Raw genomic sequence first — 25,253 nt, 5'->3', positions numbered from 1 at the left:
GGCCGCCGCGCGATCAGCGCCCCACCTCCGTAAAGAGCTGGGGCAGCTCGGCGATCATCGCCACGCGCGCACGGATCCCGGCCGGCCCGGCCTCGCGCCGGTCGTCCTGGATGAGGCGCGCGAAGGCCACGGTCTGGGGACCGCGGCGTGCCAAGCCGACGAACCATCCATAGCCATGCGCTTCGTCGAGGGAGCTGTCCGGGTTGCGCGGGAACCCGGTGCCGGTTTTGCCGTGGATCTCCCAGCCATCCGAGGGGGCCTCGATCCGGGTAAGGGTTTCGGTCATCGCCAGAGCCGCGTCTGAGACGGGCAGGTCATGCCGGACGAGCCGGCTCAGGAAAGCGACCTGCTCCAGCGGGCTGATCGCCAGGGATGAACTCAGCCACGCTCGCGTCAAACCGTCCGCTTGGCCGGCATCGCCCGACACGTCCGCATTGCCGTACCTGAACCGGGTCACATAGGCTCGGAACCGATCCGCGCCGAGGGCGCGTGTGATCCGCTGCGAGTACCAGACCACCGAATCGCGGATCCAGCTCTCGGGATCGACGGTCTTCCGCCAAGCCGGATTCCAGGCGGCGTCGCCCTCGCGGAACGGGAGGGCCGGGTCGTGCACGTCCGCGAGGAAGCCGCCATCGAAGCCCATCAGACTGATGGCGATCTTGAACGTCGAAGCCGGCGTGACCCGCCGGCTGCAATCGCCGCGCTGGAGCAGGATGCGACCGTCCGTGGCATCGGCAAGCGCGGTACAGACAACGTCACTCGCATGCGTCGGGCCGGCGAGCGCGACAATGCCCAGGGCGAGAATTGCCGAAATCCGCATGTCGATCGTGCGCCTCGTCAGGACGTAGGGCGTGGGCTCGGGCAGGCTGCCGGCGGCGCTCAGCCCCGTCCCGCGCCAGCCGGGCCAGCCCGTCCCGGGTCGGCGCGGCGGGCGCCATCCCAGCGCCGCGAGGCCGTCGGCGCGGGCTTCCAGGCCCTCCGCGACGCGGGCGAACAGAGCCTCCCGGCCGGTCAGCCGGCAGGCGAGGCCGAGGAGCCCGGCCGGCACCGGGACCAGGCCGGGCTTGCGGCCGAGGCCGGTGCGCAGCGCCGCGATCATCTCGGCCAAGCTCAACGGGTCCGGGTCGGCGGCGATCAGCGCGGCGCGGAGTGTGTCGGGCGCCCGCAAAACCGCGTCCACGGCGCCCGACAGGCTCTCCAGGGAGATCAGCGAGCGCCGCGCCGCCAGCCCGCCGAGCGGCAGGGGGTAGGGGCTGCGGGCGAGCCGCAGCAGCGCGGCCATATTGCCCTTCACGCCGGTGCCGTAGACCAGGACCGGGCGGAGGGCGACCCAGTCGAGCCCGGTCTCGGCCAGCGCCCGCTCGGCCTCCAGCTTGGAGCGGCCGTAGGCATCGGTGGGCCGGGGCTCATCGCCCTCCCCGACCACGCCGGGCGCGCTGGCGCCGACCTGCGCGCGGATCGAGGACAGGAACACGAACCGGCGCACCCGCGCGCGGGACGCCGCCTCCGCGAGCTTGCGCGTCGCCTCAGTGTTGAGCGTCCGGTAATCGTCCTCGGGGGCCCCCGACAGGGACGTGGTGAGGTTGGCGTGGGCGAGGCCCGCCGAGTGCACCACCGCGTCGACGCCTGCGAGCGCCGCCGCCATGTTGATCGGGCGGGTCAGGTCGCCGACCACCGCGCTCGCGGCGCCCTCCGGCAGCGCGGTCGGCCGGCGCAGCAGCACCCGGACCCGGTAGCCGCGGGCGGTGAGGTCGGCGAGCAGGTGGCGGCCGATGAAGCCGGTGGCCCCGGTGAGCGCGATCAATCCGGTCACGGGCGTGCGGCACCTTCGGCTGGAGCCGGCGCGGGGGCGCGGGCGAAGCGGCGGAGCAGGGCCGCGACCAGGGCGAGCCCAGCCGCGAGCGCTCCGAGCGTGACCGGCCAGGACGGCCAAAGCAAGGTCGCGGCGGCGAGCCCGGCCAGCACGAGGTTGACCCCGAACAGCCGCGCCACGACGCCGGGGACGGTCAGGCCGTGATCGGTGGCGCGCTGGTAATGATGACCGCGATGCGCCTCCCAGACCCGCTCGCGCCGGGCGACCCGGGCGGCGAGCGTCAGGCTGGCATCGGCGAGGTAGGCGAGCGGCAGCAGCAGCGCCGCGGCGAGCCCCCCCGCCAGGGCGAGCTGGCACAGCAGCCAGGCGGTGACGAGCCCGACCGGCAGCGAGCCGACATCCCCGAGGAAGAGACTTGCCACCGGCCGGTTGAACGGCGCGAAGCCCAGCATCGACCCGAGCAGGCAGGCCGCCACCAGCGCCGGCAGCGCCGGCAGGTATCCGGCGAGCCCGAGCAGCAGCAGCGCGCCCGAGACCGGGACGATCTCGGCCACCGTCATCCAGTCGAGCCCGTCCATGAAGTTCGTCAGATTAACGAACCATATCCCGGCCAGCAGCGCGAGGCCGCGCTCGAGCCACAGGGGCGCCCCGGGCAGCAGACGGCCGTCGAGGTGCCAGACCAACACGCCGACCACGCCCGCCTGAACGGCGAGCCGCAGGCCGGCCGGCAATGGCCGCAGGTCGTCCACGGCGCCGAGCAGCGCCAGGACCAGGGTGCCGCTCGCGAGCCGGACCCAGTCCGGCCGGCCGCCGATCTCCGGCGCCGCGATCAGCAGCCCCGAGATCGTCACGAGCGCGGTCACCACGGCGATCCCGCCCCCCTGGGGCGTCGGCACGGTGTGGCTCGACCGCGCGTTCGGCCGCGCCAGGGCGTAGCGCTGCAGCACCGGCCGCAACCGCAGGATCAACCCGGCCGACAGGGCGGCCGCGAGCGGGACGGCGAGGAGGAGGATCGTGTCGAGCGCGGACGGCATCGCGCCGTCCTACGCGATCCGGGGCGTGCCCGGGAAGGCGCGCCAGCCCGCCTCCCGGTCGGGATGCGCCTCAATAAACCTGCGCGCCCTCCCGCGGCGGTTCCGCCGGGCCCGACGCACGGTCCAGGCTCTTGTTCACCACCTTGGCCAAGCCGATCATGATCGCGTCGATGGCGTAGTCCTTGGGCGTGTAGACCGCGCGCACGCCCATGTTCTTCAGGACCAGCTCGTCCTCGGGCGAGATGATGCCGCCGACCACCACCGGGATGTGGTCCAGCCCCGCCTCGCGCATCTGGGCGCGGACCTCGCGCACCAGCGGCACGTGGCTGCCCGACAGGATCGACAGCCCGACCACGTGGGCGCCGGTCTCCTTGGCCTTCGCGACGATCTCGGCCGGGGTCTGCCGGATGCCGTCGTAGGTGACGTCGAAGCCGACGTCCCGGGCGCGCAGCGCGATCTGCTCGGCGCCGTTCGAGTGGCCGTCGAGGCCGGGCTTGCCGACCACCAGCCGCGGGGTCTCGCCCAGGCGCTCCCCGAGATCGGCGATCAGGAGCTTGGCCTCGTCGGCCGCCCCGGAGGAGACGGTCTCGGGGCTGACCCCGGTGGGCGCCCGGTACTCGCCGAACACCTGGCGCAGGCGCTCGCCCCACTCGCCCGTGGTGACCCCCGCCTTCGCGGCCTCGATCGAGACCGGCATGATGTTGGCGCCGGAGCGCGCGGCCTGCTCCAGGGCGTCGAGCGCCCGGCCGACCGCCTGGGCGTCGCGCTTGCCCCGCCAGTCGCGGATGCGCCCCTGCGCCTCCATCTCCACCGTCTCGGACACGGAGAAGATCGCGCCCTCCCCGGCGGTGAGCGGCGAGGGCTCGCCCTGCTGCCACTTGTTCACGCCGACGACGATCTGCTCGCCGGCCTCGATCGCCGAGATCCGCTTGGCGTTCGACTCGACCAGGGCGCGCTTCAGGGCGCCGGTCTCCACCGCGGCGACCGCGCCGCCGATGCCGCCGATCCGCTCCAGCTCGGCCCGGGTCTGCACCTTCAGCGCCTCGACCTTGGCCTCGATCACGTGGCTGCCGTCGAAGATGTCTTCGTATTCGAGCAGGTCGGTCTCGAAGGCCAGGATCTGCTGCATGCGCATGGACCATTGCTGGTCCCAGGGCCGTGGCAGGCCGAGCGCCTCGTTCCAGGCCGGCAGCTGCACGGCCCGGGCGCGGGCGCGCTTCGAGAGCGTCACGGCCAGCATCTCGATCAGGATGCGGTGGACGTTGTTTTCCGGCTGCTGTTCCGTCAGCCCGAGGCTGTTGACCTGGACCCCGTAGCGAAAAATGCGCTTCTTCGGGTCGTCGATGCCGTAGCGCTCCTGGGCGATCTCGTCCCAGAGCTCGGCGAACGCCCGCATCTTGCAGATCTCGGTGACGAACCGCAGCCCGGCATTCACGAAGAACGAGATCCGGCCGAACACGTCGGAGAAGCTCTTTTCGTCGAATTCCGGGTCGTCTCGCACCGTGTCGAGCACCGCGATCGCGATGGCCAGCGCGTAGGACAGCTCCTGGACCGGCGTCGCCCCCGCCTCCTGCAGGTGGTAGGAGCAGACGTTCATCGGGTTCCACTTCGGCACGTTCTTGGTCGTGAACAGGATCACGTCCTTGGTGAGCCGGAGCGAGGGCGCGGGTGGGAACACGTAGGTCCCGCGCGACAGGTACTCCTTGATGATGTCGTTCTGGGTCGTGCCCTGGAGCGCGTCCAGCGGGGCGCCCTGCTCCTCGGCCACCGCCAGGTAGAGCGCCAACAGCCACGGAGCCGTGGCGTTGATGGTCATCGAAGTGTTCATCTGGGCGAGCGGGATGTCCTGGAACAGGGCCCGCATGTCGCCGAGATGCGCGATCGAGACGCCGACCTTGCCGACCTCGCCGCGCGATAGCTCGTGGTCCGGGTCGTAGCCGGTCTGGGTCGGCAGGTCGAAGGCCACCGACAGGCCGGTCTGGCCCTTGGCGAGGTTGCCCCGGTAGAGCTTGTTCGACTCCGCCGCGGTCGAGTGCCCGGCATAGGTGCGGATGATCCAGGGCTTGTCGCGGCTCGACGTGTCGCCCTTGGTCTCCGCGACGCTCGCGCCCATCGTGGCCTCCCTGTGGTCTTGTTCACTATCCGCGCGCGGGGCGCAGTCTTGGCCGCACCGTAGCGAAGGCAGCCGAGCGCGTCATCCGTGACAGACGGGCAAGACGGCCCGGGAGGGCTCGGAAAGACTTTAAAAAACTTGTGCGGGCCGGCAGCCGGATTTGAAGGGCCCGGCCGATCAGCGCGGCAGCATGAGCGCGCGCGGGGCGCCCTCCTTCGGGCCGTCGAAGAACACCAGCACCCGCTGCCCGTCCGAACGCTCGTCGAGGGGCAGCAGCGCCTCCGGCTTCTCCCGGTCCGGGTAGCCGGGCAGGTCGAGGCGCTTGCGCGGCGCGCCCGTGCCGTCCCACGCGAACACCGTGTAGTCGCCGGCCGCGACCGCCCCGCCCTCCGGGTCGTGCATCGGCCCCGCCAGGATCAGGAAGCCGTCCGGCACGGCCACGAGGTCGCGCACGCCCCGCTTCTGCCCGCGGCTGTCCGGGCCCAGCGCCACCGTGGCGAGGGTCCCGGCGGCCGGCTTGCCGTCGAACAGGCCGGCGAGGGGCACCGACACGACCGCAGCGCCGCCATCCGCCAGCATCGGGGCCGCGCAGGCCGGCATGGAGCCGGCCGCCCGCACCGCCACGCCCTCGATGGTGACGCCGCCCTCCTCCAGGGCCCTGTCGTGGAAGGGGGCCAGCGCCGGGATGTCGGCGATGATCCGCGCCAGCGCCGCCGTGCCGGCGATCTCGGGCTCGGCGCGAAGCTGGCCGGTCTCCGGGTCCACGGCGTTGGGATCGAGGCGGATGCGGAACAGGTGCCGGGTCGCCTCGGCCCGCGCGTCGCCCTCGGCGTCCTGGCCGTGCTCGCGCCGGGGGCGGCCATGCGAGCCGATGACGTAGAAGGCGCCGTCCGCATAGGCCACGCCCTCGGCGTCGAGTTCCAGCGGCTTGCCGTTTCGGGTGGCGTCGATCAGCCGGATGAAGCGTCCGGCCACGAGGCTGCCGTCCCGCAGGATCGCCACCTGGGCGCCCTGCGACTCGTCGTCGGCCACGAGGCAGATCCGCGGGAAGCCGGTATCGGTGGCGCAGGCGATGCCGCTCACATCCCGGGCCTTCTCGCTCCGCTCCGCCTCGGCGGGATGTTTTGGGTCGGGCTCGCCGAGGAGCTTGCCGCTGACCTTCCACGGCTTGGACTGATCCTTTGCCGAGACTGTCACCGGCAGCGCCGCGAGCCCGCAGGCGAGCGCGATCCGGAGCAGACCCGTCTCGGCCGGGCGGCCGAGGATGGCGCTGACGTTGAGCATGGCGCGGCACATCCCCGGAGCGGAGTCTCGATCCGCTCGCGATAGTCCAAAGCCACTCCCGACGCACCCGACGCGGTGCCGGTCGAGCGGATGCCCTGTGGCCGCAGCGCCGTGTCCGGGCTCATCGGTGGTATAAAGTCTACCGGACGGTCCGGCGCCCCGTCCCGGAAGGTCTCGGGTCCGGTCGGCGGTGGCCCCCCGCCGAATAATACTTGGTCGGTTCGCAAGCCGAATTTGAATACGTCGGCGCCGGCCTTGGGCAGGGCGCTTTTTCACGTTCGAAACCCTCCAATTTCGACTTTCGGCCCACTTGGACGCCTCCGACATCGCCGCTATAGCGCGGGAGAGAACCGCGGCCGTGAGAACAGCGCGGGATGAGAGGAGAGCGAGATGGCTGCGAGCGGTGCGGTCCGTCCGGCGGACGGTGAGGTCAAGGATCTCTACGAGATGGGCGAGATCCCGCCGCTGGGTCACGTGCCGGCCAAGATGTACGCCTGGGCGATCCGGCGCGAGCGTCATGGCCCCCCGGAGCAATCCCACCAGCTCGAAGTCCTGCCGGTGTGGGACATCGGCGACGACGAGGTGCTGGTCTACGTCATGGCCGCGGGCGTGAACTACAACGGCGTCTGGGCGGGCCTGGGCGAGCCGATCTCGCCCTTCGACGTGCATAAGGGCGAATACCACATCGCCGGCTCGGACGCCTCCGGCATCGTCTGGAAGGTCGGCGCCAAGGTGAAGCGCTGGAAGGTCGGCGACGAGGTCATCGTCCACTGCAACCAGGATGACGGCGACGACGAGGAGTGCAACGGCGGCGACCCGATGTTCTCGCCGAGCCAGCGCATCTGGGGCTACGAGACGGGCGATGGCTCGTTCGCGCAGTACTGCCGGGTGCAGTCGCGCCAGCTCATGCACCGGCCCAAGCACCTCACCTGGGAGGAGGCGGCCTGCTACACGCTGACCCTGGCTACCGCCTACCGCATGCTGTTCGGCCACGCGCCGCACACGGTCCGGCCCGGCCAGAACGTGCTGATCTGGGGCGCCTCCGGCGGTCTCGGCGTGTTCGGCGTGCAGCTCTGCGCGGCCTCGGGCGCCAACGCCATCGCGGTGATCTCGGACGATTCGAAGCGCGACTACGTGATGAGCCTCGGCGCCAAGGGCGTCATCAACCGCAAGGACTTCAACTGCTGGGGGCAGTTGCCCACGGTGAACTCGCCCGAGTTCCACGCCTGGACCAAGGAGGCGCGGAAGTTCGGCAAGGCGATCTGGGACATCACCGGCAAGCAGGATGTCGACATCGTCTTCGAGCATCCCGGCGAGGCGACCTTCCCGGTCTCGGCCCTGGTGGTGAAGCGCGGCGGCATGGTGGTGTTCTGCGCCGGCACCACCGGCTTCAACATCACCTTCGACGCCCGCTACGTCTGGATGCGCCAGAAGCGGATCCAGGGCTCGCACTTCGCCCACCTCAAGCAGGCCTCGGCGGCGAACCAGTTCGTGATGGACCGCCGGGTCGACCCGTGCATGAGCGAGGTGTTCCCCTGGGACAAGATCCCCCAGGCCCACACCAAGATGTGGAAGAACCAGCACCCGCCCGGCAACATGGCCTGCCTGGTCAACTCTCCGCGCGCCGGCCTGCGCACGGTCGAGGACGTGATCGAGGCCGGTCCGCTCAAGCGCTGACGCCCCCCCCGGCCTCCGCCCGCATGCGGAGGCCGGATCGCCGGCCCCGGCCACTGCTCGCCGCCTTCCCCTCTTGCCCCGGGCTCGGCCCGGCGCGAGAACGGCCGCGCTTGTTCCAGCCCCCGCCGGGGCGATGACCGATTCGGCGTGAGGGGCGCGGACGCGCAGGGTGACGGGCGCAGCGCCCGGACCCGGCATCGGGGGTTATGGCATTGGCCGGCGACGACGAATCCTACGTGTACGACGAGGCCACGGGCGAGTGGCTCCCGCCTGGCCAGGCCGCCGCGGCGCCGGCCAGGCCGAGGCCCGCGACGCGGCCGGCAACGTCCTGGCCGACGGCGACGCGGTCACGCTGATCAAGGACCTCAAGGTCAAGGGCGCGAACCAGACCCTGAAGCAGGGCACGGTCATCCGGTCGATCCGGCTCACGGACGATCCCGAAGAGATCGATTGCCGCCACGACACGATCAAGGGGCTCGTCCTGCGCACCGAGTTCGTGCGCAAGCGCTGAGCCCATCCGGAGGAGACGGCGGCGGAGAAATTCTACCGCTTGCGCGTCTCTTCCTGCGGCAGGTGCCGCCCGTAGGTTTCCTGCTTCTCGGCCCGTTCCTGGATCAGGTTGGCATAGGCCTGCCGCATCTCCGGGGAGACGCTGACGCTCTTGCCCTTGGTGGGCTTGCGCTTGGGCGCCTTCTTGAAGGTGTTGCTCGTCTCGCTCATGCCGGGCTCCGCGTCGGACCATGGCGGCGGCGCGCGGCCGGCAGGAGGTCCGAGACGATTCGGAATCCGGGCCGGCCCGCGAGGCCGGACCCCTGCCCTCTAGCGCATCGCGCGGCCGCGTGCACGGGCCTGCGGGGCGGTTCGAACAGATTCCGCGCACGCGCCCGGTCTGGCGCGCGCGCGGAGGCTCTGCCAAGGTTGCCGCGGTGCAAGGTTACCGCGGTTTGTGTCGAGGGCGGCGATGGCTTCGCGCGGGGTAGGATACGATCCGGGTCCGGAGACGCCCCCGTGGGGCCGGTGGACGAGGCCTCTGCTGGCGGCCCTGCTGCTCGCGGGCCTGACGGCGCCGGCGTTCGCCCAGGATCGCCCGGTGCCGACCCGGCTGGGCCCAGCCCGTTCCGGGAAGGCTGCCCCCTGCCCGCCTGCCCGATCCCGCCTTCGAGGCGACCAGGGTCGCGTTCGAGGCGCTGCCCGAGGCGGAGCGCAAGGCGGTCCAGGACGCGCTGGTCTGGACCGGTGATTTCAACGCCGTGGTCTCGGGCGCGTTCGGGCGCCGGACCTTCGACGCGCTGACGGCCTACCGCGCCCGGGCCGGCGGGGCCGATCCCCTAGAGCCGCGCGGCCGGGCGGCGCTGCTGGCGGCGGGCGCGGCGGCCAAGGCGGCGGCGCGCTTCCGGGTCGCCGTCGATCCGGCGAGCGGTGCGATGATGGGCGTGCCCGAGCGCCTGTTCTCGAAGCGCACGGCCCTGCAGGCCGGCACCCGCTGGCAGAGCGCGGACGGGCGCGTGACCCTGGAATCCCGTGCCATCCCGCCCGGGGGCGAGACCCTGGACGGCCTGTTCGACCAGCTGACCGCGCCGCTGCCCGCCCGCAAGGTCACCTACAAGCTGCGCCGGCCGGACTCCCTGGTGGTCACCGCCGAGACCGGAACCGGCCTGTCCTACGTTCGGTACGATGCCGGGCCGCAGGGCGTGCGCGGCTTCCTGATCGGGTACGACCGGGCGCTCGCCGCGGAGGTCGGCCGTCTGGTGATCGCAGTGGCCAACGCCTTCGAGCCGTTCCCGACGGCTGCCGCCCCGAGCCCGCGAAGGTCGCCGCGGACCTGCCGCCGGCATCCGCCGCGGCGGTGCCGCCCGCGAGCGCCGCCGGCGCGGAGGCCGGGACGGACTTGTGATCGCGCCGGGGCGCGTCCTCACCGCCGCTTCGGTGCTGGAGGGGTGCCCCGCGCCGCGCGTCGGGGCGGTACCTGCCCGGGTGATCGCGACCGGCCCGGCCGGGCTCGCCCTGCTCGAGGCGGCGGGCATCCCGGCCCCGATCCGGGTGCCGGTCCGGACCGATACGCTCGCCGCCGAAGAGGTTCTGATCGCGTTGGCCCCGGGCTCGGACGGGGTTCTGGCCGCGCCAGCCACGGCCGTAGCCGGCGGCGTGATCGCGCCGCTCCAGCCGGGCTCCGCGGGAGCGCCTGTGCTCGACCGGTCGGGGCGGCTCGTCGGGCTCGTCGCCCGCTATCCAGCGGCGGTGCGGCGTGTCGCCGGCATCGTGCCGCCCGCGCGCCTGGCCCTGGTGCCGGCCCAAGCGATCGCGGCGTTCCTGGCCGGCCAACGTGTCGCCGAGGCGAAGCCGGCCCCGAATTCCGGGCCCGGCGCGGTGGCCCCGGCCATCGTCGGGATCAGCTGTCGATAGGGCCCGCCTCGCGGACCGGGGAACGTTCCCCGATCCATGAAGCGGGCACGCTGCTTCGGACGCGCCCGCCGAACCGGAGACGCTTCGGCAGGGCTGCGTCCGAGGGGCGCTTACAGGCGGCCGGTCACCAGCAGCACGATCAGCACGATGAGCAGGATGCCGCCGAGGCCGAAGCCTGGGCCGCGATAGGCGCCGCCGCCCAGGAAGCCGCCGCCGCCGAAGGCCAGGATGATCAGGATGATGAGGAGAATGGTAACGAGGGACATAAACAGGCTCTCCGGACGGTCGCTGTTGTTGCGAGCGTGACCGTTGAAACGCTGCGACAATCCGTTCCGTTCAACGCCGGGCCGCACTTTTGCGGGGATATTCGCCGGATGACGCGGTAGATCTCAGGCGTGCCAATCCGGCAACACATCCTGCGGTGCCGCGAGCCAGTCCGGGACCGGCAGACCGCGCTCGGTCAGGAAGGCCGGATTGAACAATTTCGAGGCGTAGCGCGCCGCCCCGTCGCACAGGATCGTCGCCACCGTGTGGCCGGGACCGAGCTCCCGGGCCAGCCGGATCGCCCCGGCGACGTTGATGCCGGACGAGCCGCCGAGCGACAGCCCCTCCTCCCGCATCAGGCCGAAGACGATGTCCAGCGCCTCGCGGTCCGGGATCCGGAAGGCGTGGTCCGGGGTGAAGCCCTCGAGGTTGCGGGTGATGCGGCCCTGGCCGATCCCCTCGGTGATCGACGAGCCCTCCGCCTTCAGGGTGCCGGTGGTGTAGTGGGCGTAGAGGGCCGATCCCTCCGGGTCGGAGAGCGCGATGCGCACGCCCGGGTTCCGGGCCCGCAGGGCCGCCGCGGTGCCGGCCAGCGTCCCGCCGGTCCCGGCCGCGCAGACGAAGCCGTCGACCCGGTCGCCGGTCTGCTCCCAGATCTCGGGCCCGGTCCCGTCCACGTGGGCCTGCCGGTTGGCGACGTTGTCGAACTGGTCGGCGAAGAACGCCCCGTTCGGCTCCGTGGCGGCGAGTTGCTCCGCCAGCCGCCGGGCGACGTGAACGTAGTTGTTCGGGTTGGAAAACGGCACCGCCGGCACCTCGACCAGGCGGGCGCCGGCGAGCCGCAGGGTCTGCTTCTTCTCCTCGGACTGGGTGACCGGGATGACGATCAGCGTCCGGTAGCCGCGCACGGAGGCCACCAGGGCGAGGCCGATGCCGGTATTGCCGGCCGTGCCCTCCACGATGATGCCGCCCGGCCGGATCAGGCCCTTCGCCTCGGCATCCTGCACGATGGACAGCGCCGCCCGGTCCTTCACCGACAGGCCGGGATTGAGGAACTCGGCCTTGCCAAAAATCTCGCAGCCGGTCTCCTCGGACGCCCGGCGCAGGCGGATCAGCGGCGTCTGGCCGACCGCGGAGAGGATGTCGGGATGGGCTGTGCGATTCAGGGTCGTCATGGGTAGAGGATGGGATACGTAGCTGCGTATGCGCAAGACGATCTTGTTAGATGATTATGAATTTGATTCTACTCGGTCGATTTTGAAATTTATCGGGCAGGCGTTGCAGAAAATCTGGCATACGTGAGCTTTGACTCCAGGCCTGACAAGGTATTTTTCAATATATTTCGAAATGATTGCGGTGTTTCCAGGCCAGACAGGAATGCTGTTGGTCTGGAAAAGAATCCTTTATCGACGGTCACGATGTTGACGACACCGGCATCGACGATCTGCCCGGCCTTGATCGAAATAAAATTGTCGCCGAGGACGGGACGAGTTGGTCCGGGGAATATGAATCCGAAAGCCTTGGAGCCGAACACAATTCTCTTATCGCTTATCTGGCAATATACGCTGGTAATATAATATTCGCCCGGCTTTATCGCACGAAAGCTCGTCCGAATGTCTGAGCCATAACTCATATAATCCACCGAAAGAGATTTTTTAATATTTTCTGGACTAAAAACTTTGACATATGCATCAAAATCAAATATATTTTTAGCCTTGTCGATTGTAAAAAAATCGTCAGGAAGTGTTTGTCCAATGTCTACTTCAGAATCTGTAACGATATATCCGTTAACTTTCTGATGCAATTGTATCCTTCCTCGTCCGCAATAGTCACCATCCATCGAAACTCGGGCGACGATTGCTGCTCCTGACGACCGGGCAATAGAAGGCGCTTGGTTCGCCTCGGCGACTGCGTGTTCAGAAAGAGGGGCCGTATTAGGATTCGCCATGCATCCGCTCAGAAACATTGCAGATAACAGAGAGAATGATACTTTTGGCGTTGCTTTTTGCGGGGTATATATGTGGTTCATAGCTAAATTTGCTGAGTCAATAAGAGGTGGATGTGCAGTACGTTTGTGCAGTAAGAATTATTTCGCAAAAATTTCAAGCTAAATCTGATAAAATTCCATTCCTAAGATTTTTTGCGTGTGAACAAGAATGGAATTGTCGAATTATTGGTCACATATCCCGCTAAGTCTTTAATTATTCCCGCAGGATGGAATAATTTCCGTCATCAAGTTGCAATATAAATTACAATGGGCAGAAGAGTACCATCCCACCCTCGGATCTCGCACAATCTTCTTGAGTTTTGCTGCAAATGGGCCATTGCAGCGCACCGGCGTCGCCAACGCCTTGAGCGATCCTCGTTCTGCTGCGAGGCCAATGTTGCGCGACGTCCGGTGATCAAACAGGTTGAGGGTGCCTGTACCGCGCCTGCCTTCTGAACCAGGCCCGGCTACTCACCCGAACACATGCCCGCCATTAATCCGCAGGCCCACCGGGTGGCCGGCCGGGTGGCGGATGCCGTCGAAATCCTCCACCGCCAGGACCCGTCCCTCGGTATCGACCACCTCGATGCGCTGACGGCCCTGGCTGCGGTAGGAACTGCGCACGGTGCCGGAGAGATGCGCCGCCTCTGGCTCGGCGAGCTGCAATTGCCACGGCCGGACGTAGAGCTTGACCGGGCCGATGATCCCGGCCGGCGCCGCCACCGGCGTCTCCCGGCCGCGCACCAGCACGCGGCCGCCCTCGGCCAGCGCTTCCACTTCGACGTGATCGCCCAAAAACTTCATCACGGTCGCGGAGGCCGGGTGCTCCTGGACCTCGTCCGGGGTGCCGACCTGCTCAAGGCGGCCGCGGTCGAGCACGGCGACCCGGTCCGACAGCTCTAGGGCCTCGTCCTGGTCGTGAGTGACGAAGATCGTGGTCTGGCCGGTGCGGTCGTGGATCTCGCGCAGCCAGCGGCGCAGGTCCTTGCGGACCTGGGCATCCAGCGCGCCGAAGGGCTCGTCCAGCAGCAGGACCCGCGGCTCGACGGCGAGCGCGCGCGCGAGCGCCACCCGCTGGCGCTGGCCGCCGGAGAGTTGCGACGGGAAGCGGTCGCCGAAGCCCGAGAGCCGGATCAGGTCGAGCAGGTCGCCGACCCGGCGCTTGATCTCAGGCTTGGCCGGCCGCTCGGCCCGGCGCCGCGCGTTCAGCCCGTACGCGATGTTGTCGGCCACGCTCATGTGCTTGAACAGGGCGTAGTGCTGGAACACGAAGCCCACCGCCCGCTCCTGCACGGCAAGCCCCGTGGCGTCGTCGTCGCCGAACAGGATCCGGCCCCGGTCCGGCGCGTCGAGCCCGGCGATGATCCGCAGCAGGGTCGTCTTGCCCGAGCCCGAGGGGCCGAGCAGGCCGAGCAGCTCCCCCGCCCGCACGTCGATCGACAGGTCGTGCAGCACCGCGGCCGTGTCGAAGGTCTTCGAGACGTTCTCGACCCGGATCGCCGTCGAGGGACGGTCAGTGGGCGCGGCCGTGCGCAAGGTCGCCCGCGAAGCGCCATTCGAGGAAGGATTTGAGGACGAGGGTGATGAGGGCAAGGACGGCGAGGAGCGAAGCGACGGCGAAGGCGGCGACGAAGTTGTACTCATTGTAGAGGATCTCCACGTGGAGTGGGATGGTGTTGGTCAGGCCGCGGATGTGGCCGGACACCACCGACACCGCCCCGAATTCGCCCATCGCCCGGGCATTGCAGAGGAGCACGCTGTAGAGCAGGCCCCAGCGGATGTTGGGCAGCGTCACCGTGCGGAACGCGTGCAGGCCCGAGGCGCCGAGCGTCAGCGCGGCCTCCTCCTCCGCGGAACCCTGTTCCTGCATCAGCGGGATCAGCTCGCGGGCCACGAACGGGAAGGTGACGAACACCGTGGCGAGCACGATCCCCGGCAGGGCGAACAGCACCTGGAACCCGTGGTCCATGAGCCAGGTGCCGAACAGGCCCTGCGAGCCGAACAGCAGCACGTAGATCAGCCCAGAGACCACCGGCGAGACCGAGAACGGCAGGTCGATCAGGGTGATCAGCAGCGACTTGCCGGGGAACTCGAACTTGGCGATCGCCCAGGAGGCCGCCAGGCCGAACACCACGTTGAACGGCACCGCGATCGCCGCCACCGTCAGGGTCAGGCGGATCGCGCTCCAGGCATCCGGCTCCCGGAACGCCGCCAGGAAGGCATCGAGCCCCTTCGAGAGCGCCTGGGTGAACACCGCGAGCAGCGGCAGCACCAGGAACAGCGCCAGGAAGGCGATCGCGATCCCGATCAGGACGAGCCGGGTTCCGGCGCCCTCCGAGGCGACGGGCTCCGCCCGCGTGGCCGGCGCGACGGTCGGGGAGAAGATCTCAGACATAGCCGAAGCGCCTCCGGCTCCAGGCCTGGATCAGGTTGATGGCGAGCAGGGTCAGGAACGAGATGCCCAGCATGATCGTGGCGATGGCCGCCGCGCCGCCGTAGTCGAACTCGGACAGCTTGATCACGATCAGCAGCGGCGCGATCTCCGAGACGTAGGGCAGGTTGCCGGCGATGAAGATGATCGATCCGTATTCGCCGACCCCCCGGGCGAAGGCCAGGGCGAACCCGGTGAGCACAGCCGGGATCAGCGGCGGCAGCACCACCCGGGTCAGGGTCCCGAGCCGGGTGGCGCCCAGGGTGGCGGAGGCCTCCTCGATCTCCTTGTCGATCTCGGCGATCAGCGGCTGCACGGTCCGCACCGCGAAGGGCAGCCCGATGAACACCATGGCGATGAAGATCCCCACCGGCGTGTAGGCCGCCTGGATGCCGAGACGGGCGAGCGGCGCGCCGAGCAGCCCGTCCGGCGCGTAGAGCGCGGCGAGCGCGATGCCGGCCACGGCGGTCGGCAGGGCGAAGGGCAGGTCGACCGCCGCGTCGACGATCTTCCGGCCCGGGAAGCGGTAGCGGGTCAGGACCCAGGCGACCAGGAAGCCGAACACCGAGGCGGTGAGCGCCGCGACCGCGGAGACGCCGAAGCTGAGCGTCAGGGCGCTGGCCACCCGCGGATCGGTGGCCACGTACCAGATCCCCGAGAGCCCGAGGCCGGACGCCTTGGCCACGAGCCCGGCGAGCGGCAGCAGCACGACGAGCCCGAGGCAGGTCAGCGTGTAGCCGAAGCTGAGCCCGAAGCCCGGGATCACGCTGGGACGGCGGAAGGTCCGTTTGCGACGCGATGTCTCGACCATGGTTCCCGCCTCAGCGGCCGGCCCGGCTCAACCGGTCGAACAGGCCGCCGGCGTCGAAGTTCCGCTTCTGGATCTCGTCCCAGGACCCCTGCATGTCCTCGATCTTGAACAGCTTGATTTCGGGGAGCTGGGCGAGGTCGGCCGGCGCCGCCGCCTCGCGGCGGATCGGGCGGTAATGGTGCTTGGCGAAGATCGCCTGCGCGCGGTCGCTGTAGAGGAAGTCGAGATAGGCCTGGGCGGCCTTGGTGGTGCCCTTGCGCTCGGCGTTCACCGCCACGAGGGCCACCGGCGGCTCGGCGTAGATCGAGGTCGGTGGCGAGACGATGTCGAACTTGTCGGCGCCGAACTCCTGCAGCACCAAGTAGGCCTCGTTCTCCCAGGTCGGCAGCACGTCGCCGAGCCCGCGCTGCGCGAAGGTCACGGTCGAGCCGCGTGCCCCGGTGTCGAGCACGGGCACGTTCTTGTAGATCTGGCCCACGAAGGCATCCGCCTTGGCGGTGTCCTTGTCCTGGCCGTAGGCGTAGCCCCAGGCGGCCAGGAAGTTCCAGCGTCCGCCGGCCGAGGTCTTCGGGTTGGGGGTGATCACCTTCACGTCGGGCTTGGTCAGGTCGGCCCAGTCCTTCACGCCCTTCGGGTTGCCCTTGCGGACCAGGAACACCACCGTCGAGGTGTAGGGCACGGCCTCGTTCGGGAGCTTGCTGCGCCAGTCGTCGGGGATCTTGCGGGTGAGCTTGGCGATGGCGTCGATATCCGACGGGATGCCCAGCGTGACCACGTCGGCGTCGACGCCGTCGATCACCGTCCGGGCCTGCGCGCCCGAGCCGCCATGCGAGGCGCGCACGGTGATCGCCTCGCCGGTCTTGGCCTTCCACGCCTCGGCGAAGACCGCGTTGATCTCGCGATAGAGTTCCCGGGTCGGGTCGTAGGAGACGTTCAGCAGTGCGGTCTCGGCGTTTGCTGGCAGGAGCCCGCTCAGCAGGCCGGCGCCGACCAGCATCGAGAGGCCGAGCGCCCCCACAGCCCGGTTCCGTGCCGCACCGTTCTTCGTCACGTCGATTCTCCCCGCCGGCCACGGTTGCGCTGCAAAGAGGCGCACGCCAGGGACCCTGGATCGTTCGTTTTACCGAACGAAGTCAAGCCAGGCGGCGGCTCTCGCATCCTCGTGCGCTTGAAGCAGGATCGGCGGAATTCCCGGAAACACAAGCGTGTCCGAGTTCGCCCCTCGGCGGAGCACATGGATCTTCTCCCGCGGAATGCACAGGGAGAAGAATGTCGCCACAGGAGCGAGTTTCATAGAAAGAACGACTTGGTGTGCGCTGACGCACCTGCCGCGTGATGCCGTCTGGGCCCGCGCGCCTCCGCGATCCGAAGTGGGGCGCGGCTTACGGCTTCGCTTTACCGAGCTGCTTCACCAGGGCTTCGAGGCGCTGGTCGATCGGCGCAGCGAACGTGTCGTCGTAGACCGAGCGCAGGTTCTGGCCGAGATGCCGCCGCACGCTCGGGCTGAGCGGGGCCACGGTCGAGGAGGCGGTCTCTTCGGAGGGGCGCTCCGGATACGACTTCGTCATGATCCCGAGGCTCCCGTGTGTCCCGCCCTGAGAATGGCAAAGCTTGGTTAAGAGACCGTCACGGATGGCCGATGTCCGCGCTCGGAACTGGCCACGCCGGGGGCACGTTGCCGGCCATGACCCCTCGCGCAGATCGGATTCACCCTTTGTCCCGCTCGATGTCCTTGACCCTCTCGGCATTCCTGATGGTGGCCGCGACGGCTGCGCCTGCCCTGGCCCAGACCAAGCCCGGCGAGATCAAGGGCATCGACGCCATGGGCGACAAATCGCGCAGCGCCCAGGATGGCTGGAGCCAAGCCCCCGTTCCCCGCGAGCAGTCGGCCGCCAAGGACGCGCCGAACCCGGGTGGCCACTCCATCGACGAGAACGCCAAGCGGCCCGTCCCCGGCGCCAACACCGGCGGGTCTTCGGCGACGGAGCCGCAGGCACCGCTGGACCACCGCACCGGCGGCCCCTCCGGCACCAACCCGGCCGCGCCCTCGAAGTGAGAAAGGCCAACGCGCTTAAGACGATGTTGCCGAATCCAAGGGGCCGATCAACTTAAAACATCAGCGGGCTGTGTGTCACGCAACCACACTTGCCTCGTGCACGCTTTTTTGGGACACACTGGAATTATACCAGATCGCCTTGAAGGAGCGGAGATGACGGTCCAGGTCTCTAGGCGTGGCCTGCTCAAAGGGGCCGGCGCCGGCCTCGCGGGCGGCTCGCTCGGCGCACTCGGCTTCGGCGGCCTTCAGCCGGCCATGGCCGCCGCAGTGCGGCCGTTCAAGCTCGCGCAGATGCGCGAGACCCGCAACACGTGCCCGTACTGCTCGGTGGCGTGCGGCGTCATCCTGTACAGCCTCGGCGACCGCTCGAAGAACGCGCGCTCCTCGGTGATGCATGTCGAAGGCGACCCCGATCACCCGGTCAACCGCGGCACCCTCTGCCCGAAGGGCTCGGCGCTGCTCGACTTCGTGCATTCGGAGACCCGCACGAAGTACCCGCTCTACCGCGCCCCGGGCACGTCCGCGTTCAAGCGCGTCTCCTGGGACTTCGCCCTCGACCGGATCGCCACCCTCCTCAAGGAGGATCGGGACAAGAACTTCCTGGCCAAGAACGAAGAGCTCACGGTCAACCGCTGGACCACGACGGGCTTCCTCGGCGCCTCGGCCACCACCAACGAGACGGCCTGGCTGACCTACAAGACAGTCCGCAGCATGGGGGCCCTGGTCTTCGATAACCAGGCCAGGGTTTGACACGGTCCGTCGGTCGCCAGTTTGGCGCCCTCCTTCGGACGCGGTGCGATGACCAACCTCTGGATGGACATCAAGCACGCGGACGTGATCACCGTGATGGGCGGCAATGCCGCCGAAGCGCATCCGTGCGGATTTAAGTGGGTCGTCGAGGCGAAGGCCCATAACAACGCCAAGCTCATCGTCGTCGACCCGCGCTTCACCCGCACGGCGTCGGTGGCCGATCTGTACTGCCCGATCCGGCAGGGGACCGACATCGCGTTCCTGTCCGGCGTCGCGAAGTACCTGATCGACAACGACAAGCTGCAGCACCGCTACGTCGCGGCCTATTCCAACGCGGGCTACGTCGTCCGCGAGGGCTACGATTTCAGCGAGGGCCTGTTCGCCGGCTACGACGCCGACAAGCGCGACTACGACAAGACCACCTGGGACTACGAGATCGGTCCCGATGGCTACGCCGTGGTCGACGAGACGATGCAGCATCCGCGCTGCGTCATGCAGCTCCTGAAGAAGCACATCGCCATCTACACGCCCGAGATGGTGGAGCGGATCTGCGGCTCGCCGAAGGAGACCTTCCTGAAGGTCTGCGAGCTGATGGCGACCACGTCGTCCCCTGAGCGGACGATGGCCTCGCTCTACGCGCTCGGCTGGACGCACCACTCCAAGGGCTCGCAGAACATCCGCTCGATGTGCATCGTCCAGACGTTGCTCGGCAACATCGGCATGCTCGGTGGCGGGATGCAGGCGTTGCGCGGCCACTCCAACATCCAGGGGCTGACCGATCTCGGGCTGATGTCGAACCTCATCCCGGGCTATCTCAACCTGCCCGTGGAGAAGGAGCCGGACTACGGGAGCTACATGGCCAAGCGGCAGTTCAAGCCGCTGCGCCCGGGGCAGACCAGCTACTGGCAGAACTACAACAAGTTCTTCGTCTCGTTCCAGAAGATGATGTGGGGCGACAAGGCGACGAAGGAGAACGACTGGGCCTACGATTACCTGCCCAAGCTCGACGTGCCGACCTACGACGTGATCCGTGGGTTCGAGCTCGCCAAGCAGGGCAAGATGACGGGCTACATCATCCAGGGCTTCAACCCCCTGCTGTCGTTCCCCAATCGCACCAAGATGACGGAAGCCTTCTCCAAGATGAAGTTCATCGTGGTGATGGATCCGCTCAAGACGGAGACCGCCCGGTTCTGGGAGAACCACGGCGAGTACAACGACGTCGACCCGACCAAGATCCAGACCGAGGTATTCGAGCTGCCGACCACCCTGTTCGCGGAGGAGGAGGGCTCGCTGTCGAACTCCAGCCGCTGGCTGCAGTGGCACTGGCAGGCCCAGGAGGCTCCGGGCGAGTGCCGCTCGGACATCGAGATCATGTCGGAGATCTTCCTCCGCGTGAAGGCGGCCTACAAGAAGGATGGCGGCGCGTTCCCGGACCCGATCGTCAACCTGAAATGGGACTACGCCATCGCCGAGTCGCCGACGCCGACCGAGCTCGCCCGCGAGCTCAACGGCTACACGGTGGCGCCGACGCCCGACCTCAACGGGACCGTCATGCCGGCGGGCCGGCAACTCGACGGCTTCGCCCAGCTCAAGGACGACGGCACGACCGCCTGCGGGTGCTGGATCTACTCGGGCTGCTACACCGAGAAGGGCAACACCATGGCCCGCCGGGACAACACCGATCCCGGCGACCGCGGCATCGCGCCGAACTGGGCCTTCGCGTGGCCGGCCAACCGGCGCGTGCTCTACAACCGGGCGTCCTGCGACCCGGAGGGCAAACCCTGGTCGGAGAAGAAGAAGCTCATAGAGTGGAACGGCAAGCAGTGGATCGGCTTCGACGTCCCGGATTACGGCGTCACCGTCGCCCCCGATAAGGGCGTCGGCCCGTTCATCCTGAACCAGGAGGGCGTCGCCCGCCTGTGGACCCGGGGGCTCATGCGCGACGGGCCCTTCCCGACGCACTACGAGCCGTTCGAGTCGCCGATGGCCAACATCCCGTTCCCGAAGATCAAGGGCGCCCCGGCGGCCCGGATCTTCAAGGACGACCTGGCCGATCTTGGCGACGCGACCGAGTTCCCCTACGCGGCGACGAGCTACCGCCTGACCGAGCACTTCCACGGCTGGACCAAGCACGCCCGGATCAACGCGATCCTCCAGCCGGAGGCCTTCGTGGAGATCTCGGAAGAGCTCGCGAAGGAGAAGGGCATCGCCAAGGGCGGCTGGGTCCGCGTCTGGTCGAAGCGCGGCTCGCTCAAGGCCAAGGCGGTGGTGACGAAGCGGATCAAGCCGCTGATCTGCGACGGCAAGCCCGTCCACGTCGTCGGCATCCCGCAGCACTGGGGCTTCATGGGCCTGACGAAGAAAGGATGGCACCCGAACTCGCTGACGCCCGTGGTGGGTGACGCGAACACCGAGACGCCGGAGTTCAAGGCCTGGCTCGTGAATATCGAGCCGACCACGCCGCCGTCCGACGCGGTCGCCTGAGGGGAGCTGACAGCATGGCCGATTACAGCTCCCTCGATATCCGCCAGCGCTCCGCCTCCACGGAGACGCCGCCGGATATCCGCCGCCAGGTGGAGGTCGCCAAGCTCATCGACGTGTCGAAATGCATCGGCTGCAAGGCCTGCCAATCGGCTTGCGAGGAGTGGAACGACCTGCGCGACGACATCGGGATCAACCGCGGTGTCTATGACAACCCCCACGACCTCACCCCGAAGTCGTGGACCCTCATGCGGTTCACCGAGTACGAGAACCCGGAGACCCAGAACCTCGAATGGCTGATCCGCAAGGACGGCTGCATGCACTGCACCGAGCCGGGCTGCCTCAAGGCCTGCCCGTCCCCCGGGGCGATCGTGCAGTACTCCAACGGCATCGTCGACTTCATCGAGGAGAACTGCATCGGCTGCGGCTACTGCGTGAAGGGATGCCCGTTCAACATCCCGCGCATCAGCCAGACCGACCACAAGGCGTACAAGTGCACCTTGTGCTCGGACCGGGTCGCGGTGGGTCAGGCCCCGGCCTGCGCCAAGGCGTGCCCGACCGGCTCGATCATGTTCGGCACCAAGCAGGCGATGATCGAGCAGGCCGAGAGCCGCGTCGAGGACCTGAAGTCGCGCGGCTTCGAGCATGCCGGCCTCTACGACCCGGCCGGCGTTGGCGGCACGCACGTCATGTACGTGCTGCACCACGCCGACCAGCCGAGCCTCTATGCCGGCCTGCCGAACGACCCGAAGATCTCGCCGCTGGTGGCCTTCTGGAAGGGCGGCGCCAAGGTGTTCGGGCTCGCCGCGATGGGCTTTGCCGCAGTTGCGGGCTTCTTCCACTACGTGACGGCCGGCCCGAACGAAGTCGTGCCGGAAGAAGAGGAAGAGGCGGTCGAGTACGACGAGGCCAAGCGCCGCGGCGAGACCGGCGGCGGCGAGGCTCGGCCGCACTAGACGCGACGGTCTCCCTCCCCCCTGCGGGGGAGGGTGGCCCCCGAAAGGGGGTCGGGAGAGGGGAGCGACGGTGCAGGATGGGCGTTGCCCGTCATGCCGGTCGCATCCTTTCCTGAGCCCGGGTTCCCCTCTCCCGACTCCTGCTGACGCAGGGGCCACCCTCCCCCGCAGAGGGGGAGGGAGAGCCGCGCGGATCCGGAATCGACAGGGTGGCACCGTCGAGGTCATGCCGCCCTACATTAAGTTTCCGGGTCGTTCCGTGCCGCGGAGCCGGCCCCGTCACGCGCGAGAAGGCCGATGACGAGCCAGAACGAGATCCGGGACGGCGATTCCCGCCCCCTCCACCACGCCAAGTCCGAGGCGCCGGAGGTGATGTACGTCCCCCGCTACACCGGGGTGCAACGCGTGAACCACTGGATCACCGCGATCCTGTTCACGCTGCTGACCCTGTCCGGGCTGGCGATGTTCACGCCCTACCTGTTCTCGCTGACCGGCCTGTTCGGCGGCGGGCAGGCGACGCGCGCGATCCATCCGTGGTTCGGCGTCGCCCTGGCGGTGAGCTTCTTCTTCCTGTTCGTGCGCTTCTGGAAGCTCAACATCCCCAACAAGGACGATGTCGCGTGGTCCATGAAGATCGGCGACGTCGTCACCAACCGGGAGGACCGCCTGCCCGAGCTCGGCAAGTACAATGCCGGCCAGAAGGGCGTGTTCTGGGGCCAGACCGCGCTGATCGGGGTGATGTTCGTCACCGGCCTGATGATCTGGAACACCTATTTCGGCGGGCTGACCACCATCGAGACCCAGCGCTGGGCGCTGCTCGCCCACTCGCTCGCGGCCGTGATCGCCATCGCGATCATCGTGGTCCACATCTACGCCGGCATCTGGGTGCGCGGCACCGGCCGGGCGATGGTGCGCGGCACGGTGACGGGTGGCTGGGCCTACCGGCATCACCGCAAGTGGTTCCGGCAGATCGCCGGATCCAAGGAGCGCCGGGGCTCGGTGGACAAGCGCGGATCCTGAGGCGTGGCTAACTTCTTCAGGCGCAAGCCAACGGTACCGGCCGGGACGACGCCCGCCGCGTCCGAGCCCAAACCCCGGCGGCGGGATTTTAGCGAGCTGAAGCCCGATCCCGACAAGATCGGGATCGCGGGCTCGGTCCCGTTCGTGCGGCTGCCCGATCCCGGAACGCTGTTCGCCGCCCGGGCCGCGCGCCTGATGGCGGCGGCACCGGGGCATCCGCTCGAAGCCTATCTTCGGTTCGTCGCCGAGGTGGCCCGGGCGCAGGCGTCCGTGCAGGCGGCGTTTCCACCCGCCGAGGCCCCGGCTGCCTCCGACACTGCCCTGCGGACCGAGCACGGGATGCCGCCCCTGTCGCGCCAGCGGCTCGAGGCCGATGCCGGCTTCGACGGTTGCCTCACTGCACTGTTGGACCAGCTCGACCTGTCGGTATCCCCGGAGGCGTCACAGGCCGCCCGCGCGAGCCTGCTCGCGGCCTCCCCGGCGGACCGGCTGGATCTCGCCGTACAGGTCGTGGAAGGCGCGCTTCCGGTGGAGCGGATCGCCGAATGCGTGTTCGTGGCGGCCGCCCTCCAGGTCCGGTTCGCCCAGGATGCGGCGCGTCTCGACGCCTCGGCGCTGAAGCCCGTGGCCGACGGCGTTTGCCCGTGCTGCGGCGGCGCGCCGGTGGCGAGCGTGGTGGTGAGCTGGACCCCGGCCGACAAGGCCCGGTACCTGAGCTGCTCGGTTTGCAACACCCTTTGGAACCACGTCCGGATCCGCTGCACCGCCTGCGGCTCCGGCGAAGGCATCAGCTATTACGGGCTCGACGAGGTCTCGAAGGACGTCCAGGTCGAGACCTGCACGACCTGCCACAGCTACATCAAGCACCTGCACCAGCACCGGGCGCCGACCCTCGACCCGGTGGCGGACGATATCGCGTCCTACGGCCTCGACCTGAAGATCGCCGAGGACGGATTCCGCCGCGCGGGCTTGAACTTACTGTTCATCGTTTAAGTCCCGGATCAACCCGGTCCGGGACCGCGTGAAGGGGCAGAGCCGAGCCCTGCCCGATCCCGCGCGCTCAGCGATACCCGTACCGGCTCTTGGCGGCGGCCAGCAGGTGGAGCGCCGGGCCGGACTTGCCGGCGGCGCATTCCGCGGCGGCCTGGCTCAGGTCGGCGTTGAACTGGTCGCCCACCGGCTTGTTGAGGTTGCCGGTGGCCACATCGCTGTCCACGATGGCCTTGGTGCGCGCGATCTCCGGGCCGCAGCCGCTGCCGGCGGGCAGGGACAACGGCGCCGGAACGATGGGCGAGGGCTCGGAGACCTTGGGCGCGGCGGCGCGCTGCTGGCAGGCACCGAGCGTCGCGGCGGCGAGAACCACGAGGCTGAGGCGCATCGGAAGACGTGACGCGGGCACGGCGATCATCCTGCTGCGGCGCACGGGCTGCGCCGCCAGGGTTTTGGGCCGAGCTTGGCAGTGGGTCAATCGCCCGGGCGGCATACCCGCACGCTGTGATGATCACACATGGGGTTCCGGGTGGTCTGAGGCTCGATCAGGTGCCCGATCCTGAACCGGGACGCGCCCATCCTCCCCGCAAACGGGGAGGATGGGCGCCCTCCCTGGACGGCACGTTCCGTTGACCGTGTGCATCGTCCCGGGCCCGTCCGCAGATCCGCCGGCCCGGGCGTCGGCGCGCCCTATTTGGCCTTGTCGGACAGCGCCTTCAGGCCGGATTCGTAGATCCCCTGTATGGCGTCGACCGCCACGGTGTCGGGGGCGCCCTTGGCGTTGAAGGTCCCGCTCCAGGTCACCTTGGAGCCCGTGCCCTCGGGGGCGACGGCCAGCGTCGACTTGTAGTCGGCGACCGGCAGCGGGCCATCCAGGATCGTGTAGGTGTAGCTCATCACCTTGTCGTCGCGGGAGACCTGCTCCTCCTTGAGGGTGCCGCCGCCCTTCAGGCTCAGCGTGCGGACCTTCAGGCCGTCCTTGTCGGACAGGACGCACTTCTCGATGGCCGGATGCCAATCGCCGATGCCGCAGAACTCGCCGATCGTCTGCCAGACCTTGGCCGGCGGCGCGGCGATGTCGGCCGAGCGCGTCACCTCCAGGGCGTGGCCCGCGACGGTGGAAGCGGCCAGCGCCAAGGCGGCAAGCGGCAGGGGCCGGCTGAAAGCGAAGGGCATCGGGGGG

21 protein-coding genes and 3 pseudogenes are annotated in these 25,253 nt (G+C 68.9%); 8 read left to right on the top strand and 16 right to left on the bottom strand.

Going from position 1 to position 25,253, the window contains the following annotated elements:
* Positions 1-13: 13 nt before the first annotated feature.
* The 5 genes and pseudogenes from blaOXA to FVA80_RS05600 form a co-directional block, all read right to left on the bottom strand.
* Positions 14-688 (bottom strand): annotated as a pseudogene (gene blaOXA / locus FVA80_RS05620) (class D beta-lactamase); the annotation flags it as partial.
* Positions 689-884: 196 nt separating this feature from the next.
* Positions 885-1,813 (bottom strand): annotated as a pseudogene (locus tag FVA80_RS05615) (NAD-dependent epimerase/dehydratase family protein); the annotation flags it as partial.
* Positions 1,810-2,847 carry a glycosyl transferase gene (locus FVA80_RS05610; RefSeq protein WP_147910611.1) on the bottom strand — a complete coding sequence of 346 codons (1,038 nt, stop codon included), beginning with the start codon at positions 2,845-2,847 and terminating at the stop codon, positions 1,810-1,812. The pseudogene FVA80_RS05615 and the gene FVA80_RS05610, both read right to left, overlap by 4 nt.
* A 70-nt stretch (positions 2,848-2,917) precedes the next feature.
* The gene (locus tag FVA80_RS05605) at positions 2,918-4,960 is read right to left on the bottom strand and encodes a protein meaA (RefSeq protein WP_147910612.1); all 2,043 of its coding nucleotides are present in this window, start codon (positions 4,958-4,960) and stop codon (positions 2,918-2,920) included.
* A 177-nt stretch (positions 4,961-5,137) separates the two neighbouring features.
* On the bottom strand, positions 5,138-6,244 hold the full coding sequence (locus tag FVA80_RS05600; RefSeq protein ID WP_187193596.1) for a DUF3616 domain-containing protein: 1,107 nt from the start codon (positions 6,242-6,244) through the stop codon (positions 5,138-5,140).
* Between the two features lie 390 nt (positions 6,245-6,634).
* Here FVA80_RS05600 and ccrA point away from each other — a divergent pair, with 390 nt between their 5' ends.
* Both ccrA and FVA80_RS05590 read left to right on the top strand, forming a co-directional pair.
* Complete coding sequence (gene ccrA, locus FVA80_RS05595) at positions 6,635-7,921, top strand: crotonyl-CoA carboxylase/reductase (protein ID WP_147857214.1); 1,287 nt, start codon at positions 6,635-6,637, stop codon at positions 7,919-7,921.
* A gap of 212 nt (positions 7,922-8,133) precedes the next feature.
* Positions 8,134-8,432, top strand: a pseudogene (locus tag FVA80_RS05590) (alkylphosphonate utilization protein).
* Positions 8,433-8,464: 32 nt separating this feature from the next.
* On the opposite strand, the gene FVA80_RS30320 reads toward FVA80_RS05590, so the two are convergent.
* Positions 8,465-8,641 (bottom strand): hypothetical protein, encoded by a 177-nt coding sequence (locus FVA80_RS30320; RefSeq protein WP_187193595.1) that lies wholly within the window; start codon positions 8,639-8,641, stop codon positions 8,465-8,467.
* A gap of 1,170 nt (positions 8,642-9,811) precedes the next feature.
* Between FVA80_RS30320 and FVA80_RS31025 the strand changes: the two genes are divergently transcribed.
* On the top strand, positions 9,812-10,324 hold the full coding sequence (locus tag FVA80_RS31025; protein ID WP_246692276.1) for a serine protease: 513 nt from the start codon (positions 9,812-9,814) through the stop codon (positions 10,322-10,324).
* Positions 10,325-10,434: 110 nt separating this feature from the next.
* Here the strand turns inward: FVA80_RS31025 and FVA80_RS05580 are convergent, their stop codons facing one another.
* The 8 genes from FVA80_RS05580 to FVA80_RS05545 form a co-directional block, all read right to left on the bottom strand.
* Entirely contained in the window at positions 10,435-10,590 is a 156-nt protein-coding gene (locus FVA80_RS05580) for a hypothetical protein (protein WP_007563230.1), read from the bottom strand.
* Between the two features lie 123 nt (positions 10,591-10,713).
* Positions 10,714-11,763, bottom strand: coding sequence for a cysteine synthase A (locus FVA80_RS05575; RefSeq protein WP_147908857.1), 1,050 nt, complete (start codon positions 11,761-11,763; stop codon positions 10,714-10,716).
* Positions 11,764-11,852: 89 nt separating this feature from the next.
* Positions 11,853-12,536: a hypothetical protein gene (locus tag FVA80_RS05570; RefSeq protein WP_147908858.1), complete on the bottom strand. Its 684-nt coding sequence runs from the start codon at positions 12,534-12,536 to the stop codon at positions 11,853-11,855.
* A gap of 510 nt (positions 12,537-13,046) precedes the next feature.
* Entirely contained in the window at positions 13,047-14,030 is a 984-nt protein-coding gene (locus FVA80_RS05565) for an ATP-binding cassette domain-containing protein (RefSeq protein WP_348644655.1), read from the bottom strand.
* Between the two features lie 58 nt (positions 14,031-14,088).
* On the bottom strand, positions 14,089-14,970 hold the full coding sequence (cysW, locus tag FVA80_RS05560) for a sulfate ABC transporter permease subunit CysW (RefSeq protein WP_147908859.1): 882 nt from the start codon (positions 14,968-14,970) through the stop codon (positions 14,089-14,091).
* A complete protein-coding gene (cysT, locus tag FVA80_RS05555) occupies positions 14,963-15,817 on the bottom strand; it encodes a sulfate ABC transporter permease subunit CysT (RefSeq protein ID WP_147908860.1) in 855 nt (284 codons plus the stop codon). Before cysT ends, cysW begins: the two co-directional genes overlap by 8 nt.
* A 10-nt stretch (positions 15,818-15,827) precedes the next feature.
* Positions 15,828-16,814, bottom strand: coding sequence for a sulfate ABC transporter substrate-binding protein (locus FVA80_RS05550; RefSeq protein WP_147908886.1), 987 nt, complete (start codon positions 16,812-16,814; stop codon positions 15,828-15,830).
* 385 nt (positions 16,815-17,199) lie between these two features.
* Positions 17,200-17,385, bottom strand: coding sequence for a hypothetical protein (locus tag FVA80_RS05545; protein ID WP_147908861.1), 186 nt, complete (start codon positions 17,383-17,385; stop codon positions 17,200-17,202).
* Between the two features lie 158 nt (positions 17,386-17,543).
* Here FVA80_RS05545 and FVA80_RS05540 point away from each other — a divergent pair, with 158 nt between their 5' ends.
* The 5 genes from FVA80_RS05540 to fdhE all read left to right on the top strand — a co-directional run bounded on the left by FVA80_RS05540 (position 17,544) and on the right by fdhE (position 24,073).
* Positions 17,544-17,873 (top strand): hypothetical protein, encoded by a 330-nt coding sequence (locus FVA80_RS05540; protein WP_246692495.1) that lies wholly within the window; start codon positions 17,544-17,546, stop codon positions 17,871-17,873.
* Between the two features lie 153 nt (positions 17,874-18,026).
* A complete protein-coding gene (gene fdnG, locus FVA80_RS05535; protein WP_147908863.1) occupies positions 18,027-21,107 on the top strand; it encodes a formate dehydrogenase-N subunit alpha in 3,081 nt (1,026 codons plus the stop codon).
* A gap of 14 nt (positions 21,108-21,121) precedes the next feature.
* The gene (gene fdxH / locus FVA80_RS05530) at positions 21,122-22,060 is read left to right on the top strand and encodes a formate dehydrogenase subunit beta (protein WP_147908864.1); all 939 of its coding nucleotides are present in this window, start codon (positions 21,122-21,124) and stop codon (positions 22,058-22,060) included.
* 297 nt (positions 22,061-22,357) lie between these two features.
* On the top strand, positions 22,358-23,080 hold the full coding sequence (locus FVA80_RS05525; RefSeq protein WP_147908865.1) for a formate dehydrogenase subunit gamma: 723 nt from the start codon (positions 22,358-22,360) through the stop codon (positions 23,078-23,080).
* 3 nt (positions 23,081-23,083) lie between these two features.
* Complete coding sequence (gene fdhE, locus FVA80_RS05520) at positions 23,084-24,073, top strand: formate dehydrogenase accessory protein FdhE (RefSeq protein WP_147908866.1); 990 nt, start codon at positions 23,084-23,086, stop codon at positions 24,071-24,073.
* A 67-nt stretch (positions 24,074-24,140) separates the two neighbouring features.
* Here the strand turns inward: fdhE and FVA80_RS05515 are convergent, their stop codons facing one another.
* Both FVA80_RS05515 and FVA80_RS05510 read right to left on the bottom strand, forming a co-directional pair.
* Entirely contained in the window at positions 24,141-24,488 is a 348-nt protein-coding gene (locus tag FVA80_RS05515) for a hypothetical protein (protein WP_147908887.1), read from the bottom strand.
* 272 nt (positions 24,489-24,760) lie between these two features.
* The gene (locus FVA80_RS05510; protein WP_147908867.1) at positions 24,761-25,246 is read right to left on the bottom strand and encodes an SRPBCC family protein; all 486 of its coding nucleotides are present in this window, start codon (positions 25,244-25,246) and stop codon (positions 24,761-24,763) included.
* Positions 25,247-25,253: the final 7 nt, after the last annotated feature.

The sequence above is a fragment of the Methylobacterium sp. WL1 genome (assembly GCF_008000895.1).
In the GTDB taxonomy this organism is placed as follows: Bacteria; Pseudomonadota; Alphaproteobacteria; order Rhizobiales; family Beijerinckiaceae; genus Methylobacterium.
The sequence above is the reverse complement of the archived record's forward strand: the minus strand, read 5'-3'. Positions and strand labels throughout refer to the sequence as shown.